Below are 16,503 nucleotides of genomic sequence, written 5' to 3' on the forward strand. Positions count from 1 at the left end.
CAAAAGAATTGCTGGTTTACTTTAACTATATTCTGTTCAATTTTCAAAGACCATTTACTCTGTCGCACCGAAGCGACCTCTTTATCTTATCACTGCTTTCGACTCTTGTCAACAACTTTTTTCAAAAAAGTTGTTTTGACATTTGCTCAAGCAACGAAATTTATCTTATCACTTAACTCCCAACCTGTCAACAACTTTTCATTAAGTTTTTTCTGTTGGTCATCAGCGACGTGTTTTATCTTAACATGAAGTTTACTTTTAATATAAAACAAATCCTTTTTTACACTAAATTATATTATTAATTCTTTGTTTTTCATTAAAATTCTCTTTTTTTCTATTATTGATACGCTAGGATAAGGGTACTTGTGAAACATACTATTTCCCCTTTATTTAATAGCTTTATATATAAAAAATGGCAAGTTATAAAGTACTATTGCTAGCATTTATAACTTGCCATCCATGAGCTTTACTAAATAATGAGCTTATTTTAGTAATTACTCCTCTGCCTCTTCTTTTTGAGCTTCTTCAACTAATCTATCTAAACTAGTATCTTTATCTTCTACAGTAATATCATTATCTGCACAAGCTTCTAATGTTAACTGTTCATCTTTTTCTTCCTCTTCAGTACCAGTTATCTTAGCAATAGCTACTACCTTTTCTTCTTCAGAAGTTCTCATTAGAGTAACTCCCATAGCAGATCTACTAGTTACTGATATATCAGATATATTTATTCTAATTGCAATACCACTTGTATTTATAAGCATTAATTCATCTTCTGGCTTACAAACAGTAGCACCAATAACTTTTCCTGTCTTTTCACTTATTTTATAAGTAATAAGTCCAACTCCACCTCTATTTTGTCTCTTATATTCAGTTAATGGAGTTCTCTTACCAAAACCATTTTCACTTATAACTAATAAATCTTCATCATTTGATGCTATATCCATACAAACAGCAACATCATCTTCTCTTAAGTTCATAGACTTAACACCTGATGCTGTTCTTCCCATAGGTCTTACATCTGTTTCATTAAACTTAATTGCATTACCATCTTGAGAAACTATTATTATATCTGCATCTCCTCTAGTTACTTTTACTTTAAGAAGTTCATCACCTTCTCTTAAGTTAATAGCAATAAGTCCACTCTTTCTTAAGTTCTTAAATTCAGATAATGGAGTTTTCTTCACTAAACCATGTTTAGTTGCCATGAATAGGTAACCTTCTACTATATTATCTCTAACAGTTAATACAGTTTCTATTCTTTCATCTTGTTCTATTTGAATAAGATTAATTACATTAGTACCCTTAGCAGTTCTTCCTGCATCAGGTATTTCATAAGCTCTCTTCTTATATACTCTACCTCTATTAGTAAAGAATAATACATCTGAATGAGTAGAAGTTACTAATACATGTTCTACAAAGTCATCTTCTTTTGTAGACATTGCTTGTATTCCTCTTCCCCCTCTTCTTTGAGCAGAATAAGTATCAGCTGATATTCTCTTAATATATCCTGTATGAGTTAAAGTTATAACTGTTTCTTCTTCTTGAATTAAATCTTCAATATCAATATCATTTACAACTTTCTCTATTTGAGTTCTTCTTTCATCATTATACCTAGCTTTTATTTCAAGTAATTCATCTTTAATTACTCCTAATAGCATTTCTTCACTTGAAAGTATTGAATTTAAGTAATCAATAAGTTTCATTAACTCTGCATACTCTTCTTCAATCTTATCTCTTTCTAAACCTGTTAATCTTCTTAATCTCATTTCTAAGATAGCAACAGCTTGTTTTTCAGATAATCCAAATCTTTCTATTAAAGTATTTTTAGCTATTTCACCAGTTTTTGAATTTCTAATAATACTAATTACCTCATCAATATTATCTAAAGCTATTCTTAATCCTTCAAGAATATGTGCTCTTGCTTGAGCTTTTTCAAGTTCGAATACAGTTCTTCTAGTAACAACTTCTTTTTGGAATTGAATATAGTTAGATAAAATTTGCTTTAAACTTAAAACTTGAGGTTCATTATTAACTAAAGCAAGCATTATAATTCCAAATGTATCTTGCATTTTTGTATGTTTAAATAATAGATTTAAAACAACATTAGGATTTGCATCCTTCTTTAACTCTATTACTATTCTCATACCATCTCTATCTGATTCATCTCTTAAATCTGATATTCCAACAATTTTCTTATCTTTAACTAACTCAGCAATACTCTCTATAAGTTTAGCCTTATTAACTTGATATGGAATCTCAGTGACTATAATTCTATGTCTTCCATTTTCCTCTTCAATTTCGGTTTTAGATCTTACAACAACCTTACCTTTTCCAGTCTCATATGCAGCTCTTATACCTGATTTACCCATTATTATTCCACCAGTAGGGAAGTCAGGACCTTTAATGCATGTCATAAGTTCTAATCCTGTAGTTTCTGGATTTTCTATTAACATTATAGTTCCATCTATAACCTCACCTAAATTATGAGGAGGAATGTTAGTAGCCATACCAACCGCTATACCTGATGATCCATTAACTAAAAGGTTAGGATATCTTGAAGGTAATACAACCGGTTCTTGTTCTTCACCATCAAAGTTTGGCATAAAATCTACAGTATTCTTATTGATATCTCTAAGCATTTCTACTGCAATCTTATTCATCTTTGCTTCTGTATATCTCATTGCTGCTGCACTATCACCGTCTACAGACCCAAAGTTACCATGACCATCTACAAGCATATATCTCATTGAGAAATCTTGTGCCATTCTTACTAATGCATCATAAACTGATGTATCTCCATGTGGATGGTACTTACCTAAAACTTCCCCAACTATTCTTGCACATTTTCTGTATCCCTTATTTGGTTCTAATCCTAATTCTTGCATTGCATAAAGAATTCTTCTATGAACTGGTTTAAGGCCATCTCTTACATCAGGAAGGGCACGCCCAACGATTACGCTCATTGCATAATCGATGTAGCATTTTTTCATTTCTTTATTTATATCGACATGTATAAATTTTCCTTCATTTAAGTTCATGTACTCACCTCAACTAATACTAAATATTTTAGTACTATATATCTAAATTGCTTACTTTCTTAGCATTTTTTTGAATAAATTCTCTTCTTGGTTCAACCTTGTCACCCATTAATATAGTAAATATTTCATCTGCTGCAATAGCATCTTCTACCGTTGCCTTTAAAAGAATTCTATGTTCTGGGTCCATAGTTGTATCCCATAATTGATTTGCATTCATTTCTCCAAGACCTTTGTATCTTTGAATATTTATTGAATTATCTTTTCCACCAAAGTCTTCTAAAATCTTATCTAGTTCTTCATTTGAATATGCATACTCTTCTCTCTTACCTTTACTAATTTTATATAGTGGTGGTTGAGCTATATATACATGACCTCCATCTATTAGTGGTCTCATGTATCTGTAGAAGAATGTTAATAATAGAGTTCTTATATGAGCTCCATCAACATCGGCATCGGTCATGATTATTATTCTATTATATCTTAACTTTTCTTCATCAAAATCTTTTCCAATTCCTGCACCAAAAGCAGTTATCATAGATCTTATTGTATCAGAGTTAAGTATTCTATCTAATCTTTGTTTTTCAACGTTTAAGATCTTACCTCTTAAAGGTAAAATAGCTTGGAACTTTCTATTTCTTCCTTGCTTTGCTGATCCACCCGCTGAATCCCCTTCGACTATATATATTTCACATTCCGCTGGATCCTTAGATGAACAGTCAGCTAATTTTCCTGGAAGTGTAGATCTCTCAAGAACAGATTTTCTTGTAAGCTCTCTAGCTTTTCTTGCTGCATCTCTAGCTCTTGCTGCCATTAATGCTTTATCAATTATGATTTTTCCTACAGCAGGATTTTCTTCTAAGAAAATACTTACGCCTTCAGCTACTATTGAATCTACAACACCTCTTACTTCTGAATTTCCAAGCTTAGTTTTCGTTTGTCCTTCAAATTGAGGTTCTGATATTTTAACTGAAACAACGGCTGTAAGACCTTCTCTTGCATCATCACCAGAAAGGTTTTTGTCATTATCTTTAATATGACCAAATCTTTTAGCATAATCATTTATTGCTCTAGTTAAGGCACTCTTAAATCCAGCTAAATGAGTTCCACCTTCAATTGTATCTATGTTATTTGCAAAAGAATATAAGTTTTCATTATATCCATCATTATATTGAAGTGCTATTTCAGCTATTATTCCATCTTTCTCTCCTTCAACATAAATAGGAGATTCATGTAACACTTCTTTATTTCTATTTAAGTAAGAAACGAATTCTTTTATACCACCTTCATAGTGATATTTCTCAACTCTTTCTTCATCTTCTCTTTTATCTGTTAAAGTTATAGCTATTCCCTTATTAAGGAATGCTAATTCTCTTAATCTACTTGCTAATATTTCAAAATCAAATACAGTATCTTCAAATATTTCATGGTCTGGCTTAAATACTACTTTAGTCCCATGGTCATCTGATTCACCTATTTTAGTTAAATCACATAAAACATTTCCTCTAGAGTACTTTTGTTGCCATATGCATCCTTCTCTTGTTACTGTAACTTCACAATATTCAGATAATGCATTAACAACTGATGCACCAACTCCATGAAGACCACCAGATACTTTGTATCCGCCGCCTCCAAATTTACCACCAGCATGTAATACTGTCATTATTACTTCTACTGTCGCTTTTCCCATCTTAGGGTGTATACCAACAGGCATACCTCTACCATCATCAATTACAGTAATTGAGTTATCCTCATTTATTGTAACTTCTATGTTTTTACAAAATCCAGCTAAAGCTTCATCAATACTATTATCTACTATCTCATATACTAAATGATGAAGCCCTCTAGAACTTGTGCTACCTATGTACATTCCAGGTCTTTTTCTAACAGCTTCTAAACCTTCTAAAACCTGAATCTGACTTTCATCATAACTTTGCTTATTCTCTTCCAACATAAACTCCTCCTTATATTTTTATTCTTCTTAACTATGAAGGCTAAATATTGGACTTAAGGATTATAATCAATATTTGTTCTCTTAGTTAAAGTAGATGATGAAATAGGTGATAAATACACCTTACTCATTTTATTAACTTCTGCTATAACAAACGATTTAGGACTTTCCTTTGAAATTTTTTCAACAAATCCGTCTTCTTAAGCCATTCGTAAAAATGATATTGTATCTGAACTATACATTGATGTCTGTAAATCAAAAATACCAATTACATCCTTTATTGGTACTACTACATTCTCTCCTAAATGTAAAAACATAAGATCTCCTCCCTTAGTTTAGGATTTCCCCATCCTTCACTTTAAAAACTTTAGATTTATCATCTAAATATTCATACAAATCTTCTATTCCAGTACATGTGATAATTGTTTGTATATCTCCGATTGTGCTTAAAATATATCTTTTTCTACTAAAATCTAATTCTGATAATACATCATCTAAAAGTAATACTGGATGTTCTCCTGTAAGTTCCTTTATTATTTTCAACGATGAAAATTTAATAGTTAAAACAGCTGTTCTTTGTTGGCCTTGAGAACCGTAACTTTTAGTATCAATATCATTTATTAAAACAGTAAAATCATCTCTATGGGGGCCTACTGAAGTAATTCCTCTTTCGCAATCCCTAACTCTATTCTTTTCTAAAAGAGAATAGAAATTTTCTTTTATGTTTTCTAAATCTTTAATAGTACTAATATATTTAAATTCAATTTTTTCTTTACCGGAAGTTATTTCTGAATGGATTTTAGCTGAATACTTATTTAACTTTTGAATATATTCTAATCTATCTATTATTATATTATATCCAAATTCAACCAATTGCATATCATAAACATCTAAAATATCTTTATTTATATTTCTGTTTCTTAATATGCTATTTCTTTCATTCAAAACTTTATTATACTGAACAAGATTATAATAGTATTTAGGATTTAATTGGCATAACTCCATATCAATAAATTTTCTTCTTACGCCGGGAGAATCTTTAATTATTTTTAAATCTTCCGGAGAAAACATTACAACATTAAAATTTCCAAATAGTTCTCCTATCTTTTTTATTTTAATCTTATTTATTTGTATTGCTTTTTTTCCGTCCTTAAGAATGCTTATATCTATTCTCTTGTCTAATCTCTCTCTACCAACCATAACACTTAATAATGCATTATCAGCGTTCCAATTAATAAGTTCTCTATCCTTTGACGTTCTGTGAGATCTTGCAAAAGCACAATAATATATGCCCTCTAATATATTAGTTTTTCCTTGAGCATTGTCACCCATAAAAACATTAACATGTGGACCTAAATTTATATCCAATACATTATAATTTCTATAATTAAGCATTTGCAATCTTTTTATAAACATCTTAAACACCTTTAATTATAACATATTAAATTTAACAAACATAAGCGCTTTGGAAAAAAATAGTTTTTAAACTACTTTATACACTTCTCCATTAAATTCAACTATGTCACCTTTATATAGTTTTTTTCCTCTTTGTATGCAAATTTCATCATTAACTTTTACAAGTTCATCTAAAATATACATTTTAGCTTCTGAACCTAATGAAGCTGCTCCAGAAAATTTTAAAAATGAATCTAATTTTATAAATTCTGTATTAATTTTTATTTCATTCATAACTGACTTCTTGTATATTTATTCAATTTTTATACAAGATCCTCCTATCTTACTAGTCTAACTGGTAAAACTAGATATTTAGCATTATTACTATTTTTTCCTTTTATTACACATGGACTAACACTTGATGTCATTTCTACCATTACATCTTCTTCTTCCATATTCTTAAGAACATCTAGTAAATATCTAGAATTAAATGCAATTTGAACCCCATCACCTTGCAGATTTATATTGACTTCTTCCCTAACTTTTCCCAATTGAGAATTAGAAGTTATAACTAAAGTATCTTCTTGAACGTCTAATCTTATTAAATTACTATTTCCATCTTTAGCCATTAATGAAGCTCTTTCAATACCTTGTTGAAGATCTTGTTTTTTAACATTTAATAATAATTTATATTCTTGTGGTAAAAGAGAAACATAGTTAACAAATTTACCATCTAATAATCTTGAAATAATTTTTGTGTTATTGACATTAAATAATATATGGTTGTTAGTAAATGTTATTTTAACAATTTCAGTATTATCTTCTAGTATTTTTGAAACTTCATTTAAAGTTTTTCCTGGAATAACAACCTCAATATTATCATCTACATCTAATAATTCAGTTCTAACAGCTAATCTATAACCATCTAATGCAACTAAATTTAACTCTTTATTTTTTACTTCAAAAAGAATACCTTGTAATATTGGTCTAGCTTCATCTTGAGCTATTGCAAATGATGTACCTTTTATCATATTTTTTAGTAAATTTTGAGGAACCTCAACACTTAAGTCTTCATTTATGCTTGGTAATGCAGGATAATCACTAGGATTCATGAAAACTAAGTTAAATACTGATTTTTCACATGTAATTTGAATTAACTCATTTTCTGATATCTCTATTTTTACATCTGAATTTGGTAATTTTCTAATAATTTCAGAAAAAATCTTTGAATCTATTACAATGCTACCTTCCTTGATAACATTTGCTTCAACCTTTGTTTCTATACTTACATCCATATCTGAACCAATAAGAGTTAAGCCTTCTTTATTAGCCTCGATATATATACCTTCTAATACAGGCATTGTTGTTTTTCCTGTAATTGCTTTAGTTACTATAGAAATACCTTCTTGTAATTTTTGCTTTGAGCATATTATGTTCATAATCTTACCTCCTAAGTTATACACAGTTATACACATGAAACTATGCAATATAATAAGATAAATATAATAAATAAATATAATAATAGTAGTAGTAAGGGCTGTGGATTTGTGGATAAGTACCTCCAGACCTTATATTTCAACAAATTTTGTGTAAAAAATACTGTGGATAAGTCGGTAACAAATTCATAGCCTTATCCACAGTATCCACAATGAAAGACTAAGAAATGACTTATCCACAAAGTATTCACTAGTTATTATGTACAGTTGTTGATTATTTTTGTGTTAGCTTTTTTGTTATATCGTTTATTGTGTGTTCTAAGCTTTCATCATTATTTAGACTTTCTGATATTTTTTCATAAGCATGTATAACAGTTGTATGGTCACGTCCTCCAAATTCCTCACCAATCTTAGGTAGTGACATGTCTGTAAGCTTTCTGCTTAAATACATAGCTATCTGTCTTGGATATGCTACGTTTCTAGTTCTTCTCTGTGATTTTAAATCTTCGACTCTTAAATTAAAATAAGCAGCAACTACATCTTGTATTAGATCAATAGTTATGCTTCTATTTTGTTTATTTGAAATTATGTCTTTTAAAGCTTCTGTAGCTAAATCTACAGTAATTTCTCTATTAGTTAGTGATGAATAAGCAACAATTCTAATTAATGCGCCTTCAAGTTCTCTAATATTAGACTTAATTTTAGTTGCTATATATACCATTACTTCATTAGGTACATTTAGATTCTCTACATCTGCCTTTTTCTTTAAAATAGCCATTCTTGTTTCAAAATCAGGGGCTTGAATATCTGCAATAAGACCCCATTCAAATCTTGAACGTAATCTATCCTCTAAAGTTGGAATTTCTTTAGGTGGTCTATCTGATGATAGAATTATTTGTTTGTTGGCTTCATGTAGAGTATTAAAAGTATGGAAAAATTCTTCCTGAGTTCGTTCTTTTCCTGCAATGAATTGAATATCATCTATTAATAGAACGTCTACACTTCTATATTTAGTTCTAAACTCTTCATTTTTATCATCTTTAATAGCATTTATTAATTCATTTGTAAATTTTTCAGATGAAACATATACAACTTTAGCGTTTGGATTGTTTCGAAGTATATAATGTCCAATCGCATGCATTAAGTGTGTTTTACCTAATCCTACGCCTCCATAGATAAAAAGAGGATTATAAGCTTTAGCTGGAGATTCGGCAACGGCAAGAGAAGCGGCATGTGCAAATCTATTGCTATTACCTATTACAAAAGAATCAAAAGTATACTTAGGATTTAATGTACTAGACATTTCATCATTAACTGTAACGGCAATGCTATCCTTAGTAGTTTCCTTTTCTTTTTTCTCTTCAGCTTCCTGTATTTCAGAAGCAATTAAAAACTCTAAATTATAAGTTTTAGAGCAAGCAGCTTCTATTGAATTTATAACTAAATCCTTATATCTTTTTTCCAATATATCTTGAGTGAAGGAATTAGGGACACTGATTTTTATTGTGTTGGCTGATATGCATATTGGCTCGCAACTTTTAATCCAAGTGTTAAAACTAACCTCAGTTAACTCGCCTTTTATTATATTTAGGGTTTTTTCCCATAATTCTTTAAGCTCAGTCTCCATTTAAGTATCCTCCAAAAAAAGAAATTTTAAAAAATTATAAACAAGATATCAACAGAATTATTAACAGAAAAATGATTATGTTAATAAAGTTGAAAAAATTAATAACATATTAACAATTTATGTAGATAATATAATATCAATATAGTTATCCACAATTTTAAATATTATAAACATAGATATTATTAATAGCTAATAAACGCCCTATTTATGACAATAATATGTAAAAAACTAAATAAAAATAAAAAAAATCGAACAAGTTATTCACAGATTAATCCACAGTTGTGGATAAGTTAAGTTATTCACATATTTATTCACACTTATACTTAATAATATCATAAATCAATATGAGTTATCAATAAGTTATCCACAAATTTTAAACTGTTGATAACTTTATCAACAGTTTTCCGGAATTTAATTCATATTGACAGTAAAAAAGTAAATATATATAATAATAAAGTAACTTTAATTTGAGATATATAGTTTTTACTATAAATAAATCACTCAAAGGGGGTGTATTTCGAATGTTCATGACATACCAACCAAAAAAGAGACAAAGAAAAAAAGAACATGGTTTCAGAAAAAGAATGAGCACTGCTTCAGGAAGAACTGTTCTTAAGAGAAGAAGACAAAAAGGTAGAAAAAAATTAACAGCATAAGGGCCGCACTCTGTGGCCTTTTTTCTGCAAGTGCAGGAATTTTAAGGAGAGTTTATTAAAATTTATGATATATAAATTAAGAAAGAATACAGAATTTAGACTTGTTTACAGAAGAGGAAAGTCTTATGCTAATAAGTTATTGGTCTTATATGTATTTAATAATAAAAAGAATGTAAATGAAGAAAATCTACAATATAATAAGGTAGGAATTTCAGTAAGTAAGAAAGTTGGAAATAGCGTAGTTAGAAGTAGAAGTAAAAGACTTATATATGAAAGCTATAGATTAAATATAAAAGATGTTAAAACGGGATATGATTTTGTTTTTGTAGCTAGAAGTGCTATAAATGAAAAAAAATATAGTGATGTAGAAGCTGCTATGATAAACTTATTTAAAAAGGCAGGAATATATTTGCAATGAAAAAATTGCTTTTAACGATTATAAAATTATATCAGAAATATTATTCTCCTATGCGTCCAAGAAGATGTATATTTGTACCTACATGTTCTCAGTATGCAGTTGAAGCTATTACTAAGTATGGTGCTTTAAAGGGAGGATTTTTATCTATAAAAAGGATTTTAAGGTGTAATCCTTTTAACAAAAACGGGGGATATGATCCGGTAAAATAAGGAGGCTATTAGAATGTGGAATGCCATAGTAAATGTAATGACGAAAATGTTTGACGCTTTACATAATGTAATTATAGCATTAGGGGTACCAGAACAAGCAGAAGGGGTTTCTTATGTATTAGCAATCATATTATTTACAGCAATAATTAGATTATTAATATTACCTCTTAATATCAAAGCAACAAAATCAAATGCAAAAATGCAAGAAATTCAACCAGAAATGAAAAAACTTCAAACAAAGTATGCAAATGATCCACAGAAGTTACAATTAGAAACTTCTAAATTAATGAAAGAAAATAATGTTAGTATGTTTGGTGGTTGTTTACCAACATTATTACCATTACCAATATTATTTGCTTTATATGGGGTATTTAGAACTATATCAGCTACACCAGGAGCAGATACATCATTCTTATTTATTCCAGATATTTTTGCTTATCCAAAAGGAATTGGATTTGTTTCAATAATATTAGCAATATTAGCAGCATTAAGTACTTATATACCTTCATTATTATTAAGTAAGTCAATGCCACAACAAGAAGGTGGTATGAATATGAGTACTATGAACATAGTTATGTCTGGTATGATGGGATTCATGTCACTTCAATTCCAACCAATATTAATAATTTATTGGATAACTGGTGGAGTAATTCAATTAATACAAACATATTTCTTAAATTACTTACCAGCAATTAAAAAGAAAAAGATAGAAGAAGAAAAACAAGCTCAAGCAAAAATTGAAAAAGCTAAAAAATCTACACCAAAAACTAAAAAGAGATAATTATCATATTTTCTAGGTGGTGAATAGGGTATGAAAGTAATTGAAATGACTGGTAAAACAGTTGATGAAGCTTTAAAGCATGCGTTAGATGAATTAAAGTTAACAAAAGATAAAGTTGATGTTGAAATAATTGATGAGGGTAGTAAGGGGTTATTTAATTTAATAGGTGCAAAACCTGCTAAAATTAAGGTTACTACAAAACCAGATGCTTTGGATGATGCAAAGACATTCTTAATTAATGTTTTAAATTCTATGAACATAGAAGCAAACATTGATATTAAGGAAGAAAATGATCTTATTAAAATTAATCTAAGTGGACCTAAAATGGGATTAGTAATAGGATATAGGGGTGAGACATTAGACTCACTTCAATATTTAGTTTCATTAGTAGTTAATAAGAATCATGCAAATCCATATAAGAGAGTTGTTTTAGATGCAGAGAACTACAGACGTAAGAGAGAAGAAACTTTAGTAAGAGTAGCTCAGAAAACTGCATATAAGGTTAAAAAGTCTGGAAGACCTTATAAATTAGAACCTATGAATCCTTATGAAAGAAGAGTTATTCATTCAGCACTACAAGAATATACTGATATTAACACATATAGTGAAGGTGAAGAACCTTTCAGAAGAATTGTTATAAGCTTAAAAAAATAATAAGAGAAAGCCTAAATTAGGCTTTCTCTTATTATTTTTTAGAATTTTGACTTATATAAAATAGTTTTGTAAAATGAATAATAGCGAAAATAGGGCATAATAAATAAAAAAGTGGAAAATTATAAGTGGCAAGTTTTAATTTTGGCTTGTAACTGTGAACTTACCACTGTACACTTATTAAATTCGGAGGAAAAAATGAAAGAATTTGATACAATATGTGCGATAGCTACAGCTTTAGGAGAAGGTGGTATCGCAATTATAAGAATATCTGGAGATAAAGCATTAGATATAACATCAAAAATATTTAGACCTAAGAGTAATGATGATATTAAGAATATGAAATCTTACACAATGAAATATGGTCATATATATGATATGGAAAGTAATGAGTTAGTTGATGAAGTAATAATTAGCTTTATGAAGGGACCAAGAAGTTTTACAGCTGAAGATACAATAGAAATAAATTGTCATGGTGGTGTAGTATCTACTAATAAGGTGTTGGAAACTGTAATTAAAGCCGGTGCTAGACTTGCAGAGCCAGGAGAATTTACAAAAAGAGCATTTTTAAATGGAAGAATAGACTTATCACAAGCTGAAGCTGTTATGGACATAATAACTGCTAAAACTGATTTAGCAATGAAATCTGCTTTAATGCAAAGTACAGGTCATTTATCTAAAGAAATTAATAGATTAAGAGAATATATGTTAAATGTATTAGCGTTAGTAGAATTTGCAGTAGATTTTACAGAAGATGATGAGGAAGTAGATCCAAGTATTCCATTAAAAGTTGGAGAAAGTTTAGATAAGGCAATAAGTGAAATGAAGGTACTTCTAAAAGGTGCTGATGAAGGAAAGCTTATTAGAGAAGGGTTAAGCCTTGCTATAGTTGGAAAACCAAACGTAGGAAAATCATCACTGTTAAATGCTTTATTAAGAGAGAAAAGAGCAATAGTAACTGATATTGCAGGAACTACAAGAGATATAATTGAAGAGTACATAAATTTAGATGGGATTCCAGTTAAAATAATTGATACAGCAGGAATTAGAGAAACTGAAGATGTTGTTGAAAAGATTGGAGTAGAAAGATCTAGAGCTAAAATTCAAGAAGCCGACTTAGTTTTATTAGTTCTTGATTCATCAAGAGAATTAGATGATGAAGATAGAGAAATTATAGAGGCTGTTGGAGATAAAAAATGTGTTGTCATATTAAATAAAATAGATTTAGAGTCTAAAATTGATACAAATATGATAAGTAATTTTGAAAATATAATAAAAGTATCAGCTAAAGAAGAGATTGGATTAGGTGATTTAAAAGAAACTATAAAAGAATTATTCTTTAGTGGAAAAATTGATGCAGAAAGTCTTATAATATCTAATTCAAGACATAAGCAAGCATTATTTAGAGCGTTAGAAAATGCAGAAAATGCATTAAATAGAGTAAGAATGAATGAATATTTAGATTTAATATCTATTTTTGTAACTTCATCTTTAAGGGCTTTAAATGAAATTACAGGAGATGAGTTAGAAGAGGATTTAGTAAATAAAATATTTGGAGATTTCTGTGTAGGAAAGTAGGAGTAGAAAATGAGATATAATGCAGGTGAATACGACGTAATTGTAGTTGGTGCGGGTCATGCTGGATGTGAAGCAGGGCTTGCATCAGCTAGAATGGGGTTAAAAACATTAGTATGTACATTAAATCTTGATGCAATTGGTTTAATGCCTTGTAATCCTAACATTGGAGGAACAGCAAAGGGGCATTTAGTAAGAGAAGTTGATGCATTAGGTGGAGAAATGGGGATAAATATAGATAATACATTTATTCAATCAAGAATGCTAAATACTTCTAAAGGACCAGCAGTACATTCTTTAAGAGCGCAAGCTGATAGAAAGAAATATCAAGAAAGAATGAAGGGTGTTTTAGAAAATCAAGAAAATTTAGAAGTTAGACAATTAGAAGTAGTTGATATTGAAGTAGAAGACGGAAAAGTTGTTGGAGCTTTAACTAAGAATGGAGCTTTCTTTAAATGTAAGGCTATAGTTTTAACAACAGGTACATATTTAAGAGCAAGAATAATAATTGGTGATGTAGATTATAATAGTGGTCCAAATGGATTAGCGGCAGCTAATGAATTAACACAACATTTAATGGATCTTGGAATAGAAATGAGAAGATTTAAGACTGGAACACCAGCAAGAATTAACAAGAGATCTGTAGATTTTTCAAAAATGATTGAACAACCTGGAGATAAAAAGATAGTTCCATTTTCATTCATGCATGACAGTATAGAGAGAGAACAAGTTTCATGTTGGTTAACTTACACTAATGAAGAAACTCACAATATTATAAGGGAAAATATAGATAGATCACCTATGTATAATGGTAGCATTGAAGGTGTTGGACCAAGATATTGCCCATCTATAGAAGATAAGGTAATGAAATTCCCAGATAAAACTAGACATCAAATATTTGTAGAACCAGAAGGTGAGGATACATTAGAAATGTATGTTGGAGGAATGTCATCATCACTTCCAGAAGATGTTCAAGTAAAGATGTATAGAACTTTAGATGGATTAGAGAATGTAGAATTTTTAAGAACTGCTTATGCAATAGAGTATGATTCAATAAATCCAATGCAATTAAAACCAACACTAGAGTTTAAAACAATAGAAGGTTTATATGGCGCTGGTCAATTAAATGGTAGTTCTGGATATGAAGAAGCTGCTGCACAAGGAATAGTTGCAGGAATAAATGCTGCATTAAAGATTAAGGGTGAAGATCCAATGATATTAACACGTTCTGATGCATATGCAGGCGTTTTAATAGATGATTTAGTAACTAAGGGTACTAATGAACCTTATAGAATGATGACTTCTAGAGCGGAATATAGATTATTATTAAGACAGGATAATGCTGATTTTAGATTAACTGAAATAGGTAGAAAAGTAGGCTTAGTAAATGATGAAAGATATAATAGATTCTTAAATAGAAAAGCGAATATAGAAAATGAAGTTGAAAGATTAAAGAATCTACAAATAACTAATAAAAGAGAGAATAATGAATTCTTAGTATCACTTAATTCTACAGAACTTAAAAAACCTATAAGTATGTATGAGTTAATTAAAAGACCGGAATTAGACTACTTTATGCTTTCAGCATTAGATCCAGAAAGACCGGAATATACAGATGATATTGGTGAACAAGTTAATATAATTGCGAAATATGAAGGATATATAACTAGCCAATTAGATCAAGTTAATCAATTTAGAAAGTTTGAGAAAAAGTTATTACCAGAAAATATAGATTATAGTGATGTAAAAGGCTTAAGAGTAGAAGCAATTCAAAAGTTAAGTTCAATAAGACCTGTAAGTATAGGTCAGGCATCAAGAATATCTGGAGTATCTCCAGCTGATATATCAGTTTTATTAATATATTTAGAACATCAATATAAGAAAAATAAGCAGGAGGACTAAGGATGGAGTTTTTTGAATTAATGAAAACAGCTTCAAATGATGTTGGATTAGAATTTACAGAAGGACAATACGAACAGTTTATTAAATATATGAGACTTCTTCAAGAATGGAATGAAAAAATAAATTTAACAGCAATAACTGAAGATGAGGAAGTTGTTAAAAAGCATTTTATAGATTGTATTAAAGCTTTTAAGTCAGATAAAATAAAAAATGCTAAAACTATAATAGATGTTGGAACAGGAGCTGGTTTCCCAGGTCTTCCAATTGCAATAATGAATCCAAATGTAGAAGTAACACTTTTAGATTCTTTAAATAAAAGAATTAACTTTTTAAATCTTGTAGTCAGAGAGCTTGGATTAAAGAATGTAAAAACAATTCATTCTAGGGCAGAAGACGGCGCAAGAAAACCAGAATTAAGGGAAAAGTTTGATATAGCAACATCAAGAGCAGTTGCTAATATGGCAGTTTTATCAGAATTTTGTATGCCATATGTAAAAAAAGGTGGTTATTTTGTAGCATTAAAGGGTCCATCTATAGATGAGGAACTTGAAAATGGTAGCAATGCTATAAAAATATTAGGTGGAGAATTAAAAGATATAATAGAAATATCTATCGAAGAAACTGATTTAAAACATAATATAGTAGAAGTAAAGAAAATAAAAACTTGTCCTAAGACTTATCCAAGAAAAGCAGGAACAGTTAATAAAAAGCCTTTACAATAGCAAGTTATAGGGGATAAAATTATTATAATGGGAATAATTTGTGTAGAAATATAATTAGACAAATTATATTTTAAGTAATATATAGAAGAAAAATAAAAGTATTGTTGTTAAAATATGAAGTTAATTGTTGATTAACAAATTA

Annotated in this window: 14 protein-coding genes and 1 pseudogene; 8 read left to right on the forward strand and 7 right to left on the reverse strand. The window is 29.3% G+C overall.

Features of this window, described 5'->3' with window-relative positions; all coding sequences use genetic code 11:
* Nucleotides 1–494: 494 nt before the first annotated feature.
* The 7 genes and pseudogenes from gyrA to dnaA all read right to left on the reverse strand — a co-directional run bounded on the left by gyrA (nucleotide 495) and on the right by dnaA (nucleotide 9,447).
* A complete protein-coding gene (gyrA, locus tag HCG76_RS15405) occupies nucleotides 495–3,041 on the reverse strand; it encodes a DNA gyrase subunit A (RefSeq protein ID WP_221701144.1) in 2,547 nt (848 codons plus the stop codon).
* 34 nt (nucleotides 3,042–3,075) lie between these two features.
* Nucleotides 3,076–4,992 carry a DNA topoisomerase (ATP-hydrolyzing) subunit B gene (gyrB, locus tag HCG76_RS15410; RefSeq protein WP_294175128.1) on the reverse strand — a complete coding sequence of 639 codons (1,917 nt, stop codon included), beginning with the start codon at nucleotides 4,990–4,992 and terminating at the stop codon, nucleotides 3,076–3,078.
* Between the two features lie 53 nt (nucleotides 4,993–5,045).
* A pseudogene (remB, locus tag HCG76_RS15415) lies at nucleotides 5,046–5,306 on the reverse strand (extracellular matrix regulator RemB).
* A gap of 13 nt (nucleotides 5,307–5,319) precedes the next feature.
* Complete coding sequence (gene recF, locus HCG76_RS15420) at nucleotides 5,320–6,405, reverse strand: DNA replication/repair protein RecF (protein ID WP_221701145.1); 1,086 nt, start codon at nucleotides 6,403–6,405, stop codon at nucleotides 5,320–5,322.
* Between the two features lie 66 nt (nucleotides 6,406–6,471).
* Nucleotides 6,472–6,678, reverse strand: a complete 207-nt coding sequence (locus HCG76_RS15425; RefSeq protein ID WP_195989093.1) for an RNA-binding S4 domain-containing protein — start codon at nucleotides 6,676–6,678, stop codon at nucleotides 6,472–6,474.
* 44 nt (nucleotides 6,679–6,722) lie between these two features.
* The gene (dnaN, locus tag HCG76_RS15430; protein WP_221701146.1) at nucleotides 6,723–7,823 is read right to left on the reverse strand and encodes a DNA polymerase III subunit beta; all 1,101 of its coding nucleotides are present in this window, start codon (nucleotides 7,821–7,823) and stop codon (nucleotides 6,723–6,725) included.
* Between the two features lie 271 nt (nucleotides 7,824–8,094).
* Nucleotides 8,095–9,447: a chromosomal replication initiator protein DnaA gene (gene dnaA / locus HCG76_RS15435; RefSeq protein ID WP_221701147.1), complete on the reverse strand. Its 1,353-nt coding sequence runs from the start codon at nucleotides 9,445–9,447 to the stop codon at nucleotides 8,095–8,097.
* Between the two features lie 521 nt (nucleotides 9,448–9,968).
* Here dnaA and rpmH point away from each other — a divergent pair.
* The 8 genes from rpmH (at nucleotide 9,969) to rsmG (ending at nucleotide 16,361) form a co-directional block, all read left to right on the forward strand.
* Nucleotides 9,969–10,103 (forward strand): 50S ribosomal protein L34, encoded by a 135-nt coding sequence (gene rpmH, locus HCG76_RS15440; RefSeq protein WP_032116814.1) that lies wholly within the window; start codon nucleotides 9,969–9,971, stop codon nucleotides 10,101–10,103.
* Nucleotides 10,104–10,167: 64 nt separating this feature from the next.
* Entirely contained in the window at nucleotides 10,168–10,521 is a 354-nt protein-coding gene (gene rnpA / locus HCG76_RS15445; protein ID WP_195989096.1) for a ribonuclease P protein component, read from the forward strand.
* Nucleotides 10,518–10,730, forward strand: coding sequence for a membrane protein insertion efficiency factor YidD (gene yidD, locus HCG76_RS15450; RefSeq protein WP_133015131.1), 213 nt, complete (start codon nucleotides 10,518–10,520; stop codon nucleotides 10,728–10,730). The genes rnpA and yidD overlap by 4 nt, the downstream gene beginning before the upstream one ends.
* A gap of 13 nt (nucleotides 10,731–10,743) precedes the next feature.
* Complete coding sequence (gene yidC / locus HCG76_RS15455; protein WP_221701148.1) at nucleotides 10,744–11,511, forward strand: membrane protein insertase YidC; 768 nt, start codon at nucleotides 10,744–10,746, stop codon at nucleotides 11,509–11,511.
* 30 nt (nucleotides 11,512–11,541) lie between these two features.
* Complete coding sequence (jag, locus tag HCG76_RS15460) at nucleotides 11,542–12,165, forward strand: RNA-binding cell elongation regulator Jag/EloR (RefSeq protein ID WP_221701149.1); 624 nt, start codon at nucleotides 11,542–11,544, stop codon at nucleotides 12,163–12,165.
* A gap of 195 nt (nucleotides 12,166–12,360) precedes the next feature.
* Complete coding sequence (gene mnmE / locus HCG76_RS15465) at nucleotides 12,361–13,740, forward strand: tRNA uridine-5-carboxymethylaminomethyl(34) synthesis GTPase MnmE (protein ID WP_221701150.1); 1,380 nt, start codon at nucleotides 12,361–12,363, stop codon at nucleotides 13,738–13,740.
* Nucleotides 13,741–13,749: 9 nt separating this feature from the next.
* On the forward strand, nucleotides 13,750–15,639 hold the full coding sequence (gene mnmG / locus HCG76_RS15470; RefSeq protein WP_221701151.1) for a tRNA uridine-5-carboxymethylaminomethyl(34) synthesis enzyme MnmG: 1,890 nt from the start codon (nucleotides 13,750–13,752) through the stop codon (nucleotides 15,637–15,639).
* Between the two features lie 2 nt (nucleotides 15,640–15,641).
* Complete coding sequence (gene rsmG / locus HCG76_RS15475; protein WP_221701152.1) at nucleotides 15,642–16,361, forward strand: 16S rRNA (guanine(527)-N(7))-methyltransferase RsmG; 720 nt, start codon at nucleotides 15,642–15,644, stop codon at nucleotides 16,359–16,361.
* Nucleotides 16,362–16,503: the final 142 nt, after the last annotated feature.

The sequence above is a fragment of the Clostridium sp. K13 genome (assembly GCF_019734195.1).
Classification (GTDB): domain Bacteria; phylum Bacillota; class Clostridia; order Clostridiales; family Clostridiaceae; genus Clostridium.

Coding starts and splice junctions, on each gene's coding strand:
- gyrB (WP_294175128.1), bottom strand. CDS start 4,992: ATGTTGGAAGAGAATAAGCAAAGTTATGATGAAAGTCAGATTCAGGTT.
- rnpA (WP_195989096.1), top strand. CDS start 10,168: ATGATATATAAATTAAGAAAGAATACAGAATTTAGACTTGTTTACAGA.
- dnaN (WP_221701146.1), bottom strand. CDS start 7,823: ATGAACATAATATGCTCAAAGCAAAAATTACAAGAAGGTATTTCTATA.
- rsmG (WP_221701152.1), top strand. CDS start 15,642: ATGGAGTTTTTTGAATTAATGAAAACAGCTTCAAATGATGTTGGATTA.
- gyrA (WP_221701144.1), bottom strand. CDS start 3,041: ATGAACTTAAATGAAGGAAAATTTATACATGTCGATATAAATAAAGAA.
- mnmE (WP_221701150.1), top strand. CDS start 12,361: ATGAAAGAATTTGATACAATATGTGCGATAGCTACAGCTTTAGGAGAA.
- yidC (WP_221701148.1), top strand. CDS start 10,744: ATGTGGAATGCCATAGTAAATGTAATGACGAAAATGTTTGACGCTTTA.
- recF (WP_221701145.1), bottom strand. CDS start 6,405: ATGTTTATAAAAAGATTGCAAATGCTTAATTATAGAAATTATAATGTA.
- HCG76_RS15425 (WP_195989093.1), bottom strand. CDS start 6,678: ATGAATGAAATAAAAATTAATACAGAATTTATAAAATTAGATTCATTT.
- rpmH (WP_032116814.1), top strand. CDS start 9,969: ATGTTCATGACATACCAACCAAAAAAGAGACAAAGAAAAAAAGAACAT.
- jag (WP_221701149.1), top strand. CDS start 11,542: ATGAAAGTAATTGAAATGACTGGTAAAACAGTTGATGAAGCTTTAAAG.
- yidD (WP_133015131.1), top strand. CDS start 10,518: ATGAAAAAATTGCTTTTAACGATTATAAAATTATATCAGAAATATTAT.
- dnaA (WP_221701147.1), bottom strand. CDS start 9,447: ATGGAGACTGAGCTTAAAGAATTATGGGAAAAAACCCTAAATATAATA.
- mnmG (WP_221701151.1), top strand. CDS start 13,750: ATGAGATATAATGCAGGTGAATACGACGTAATTGTAGTTGGTGCGGGT.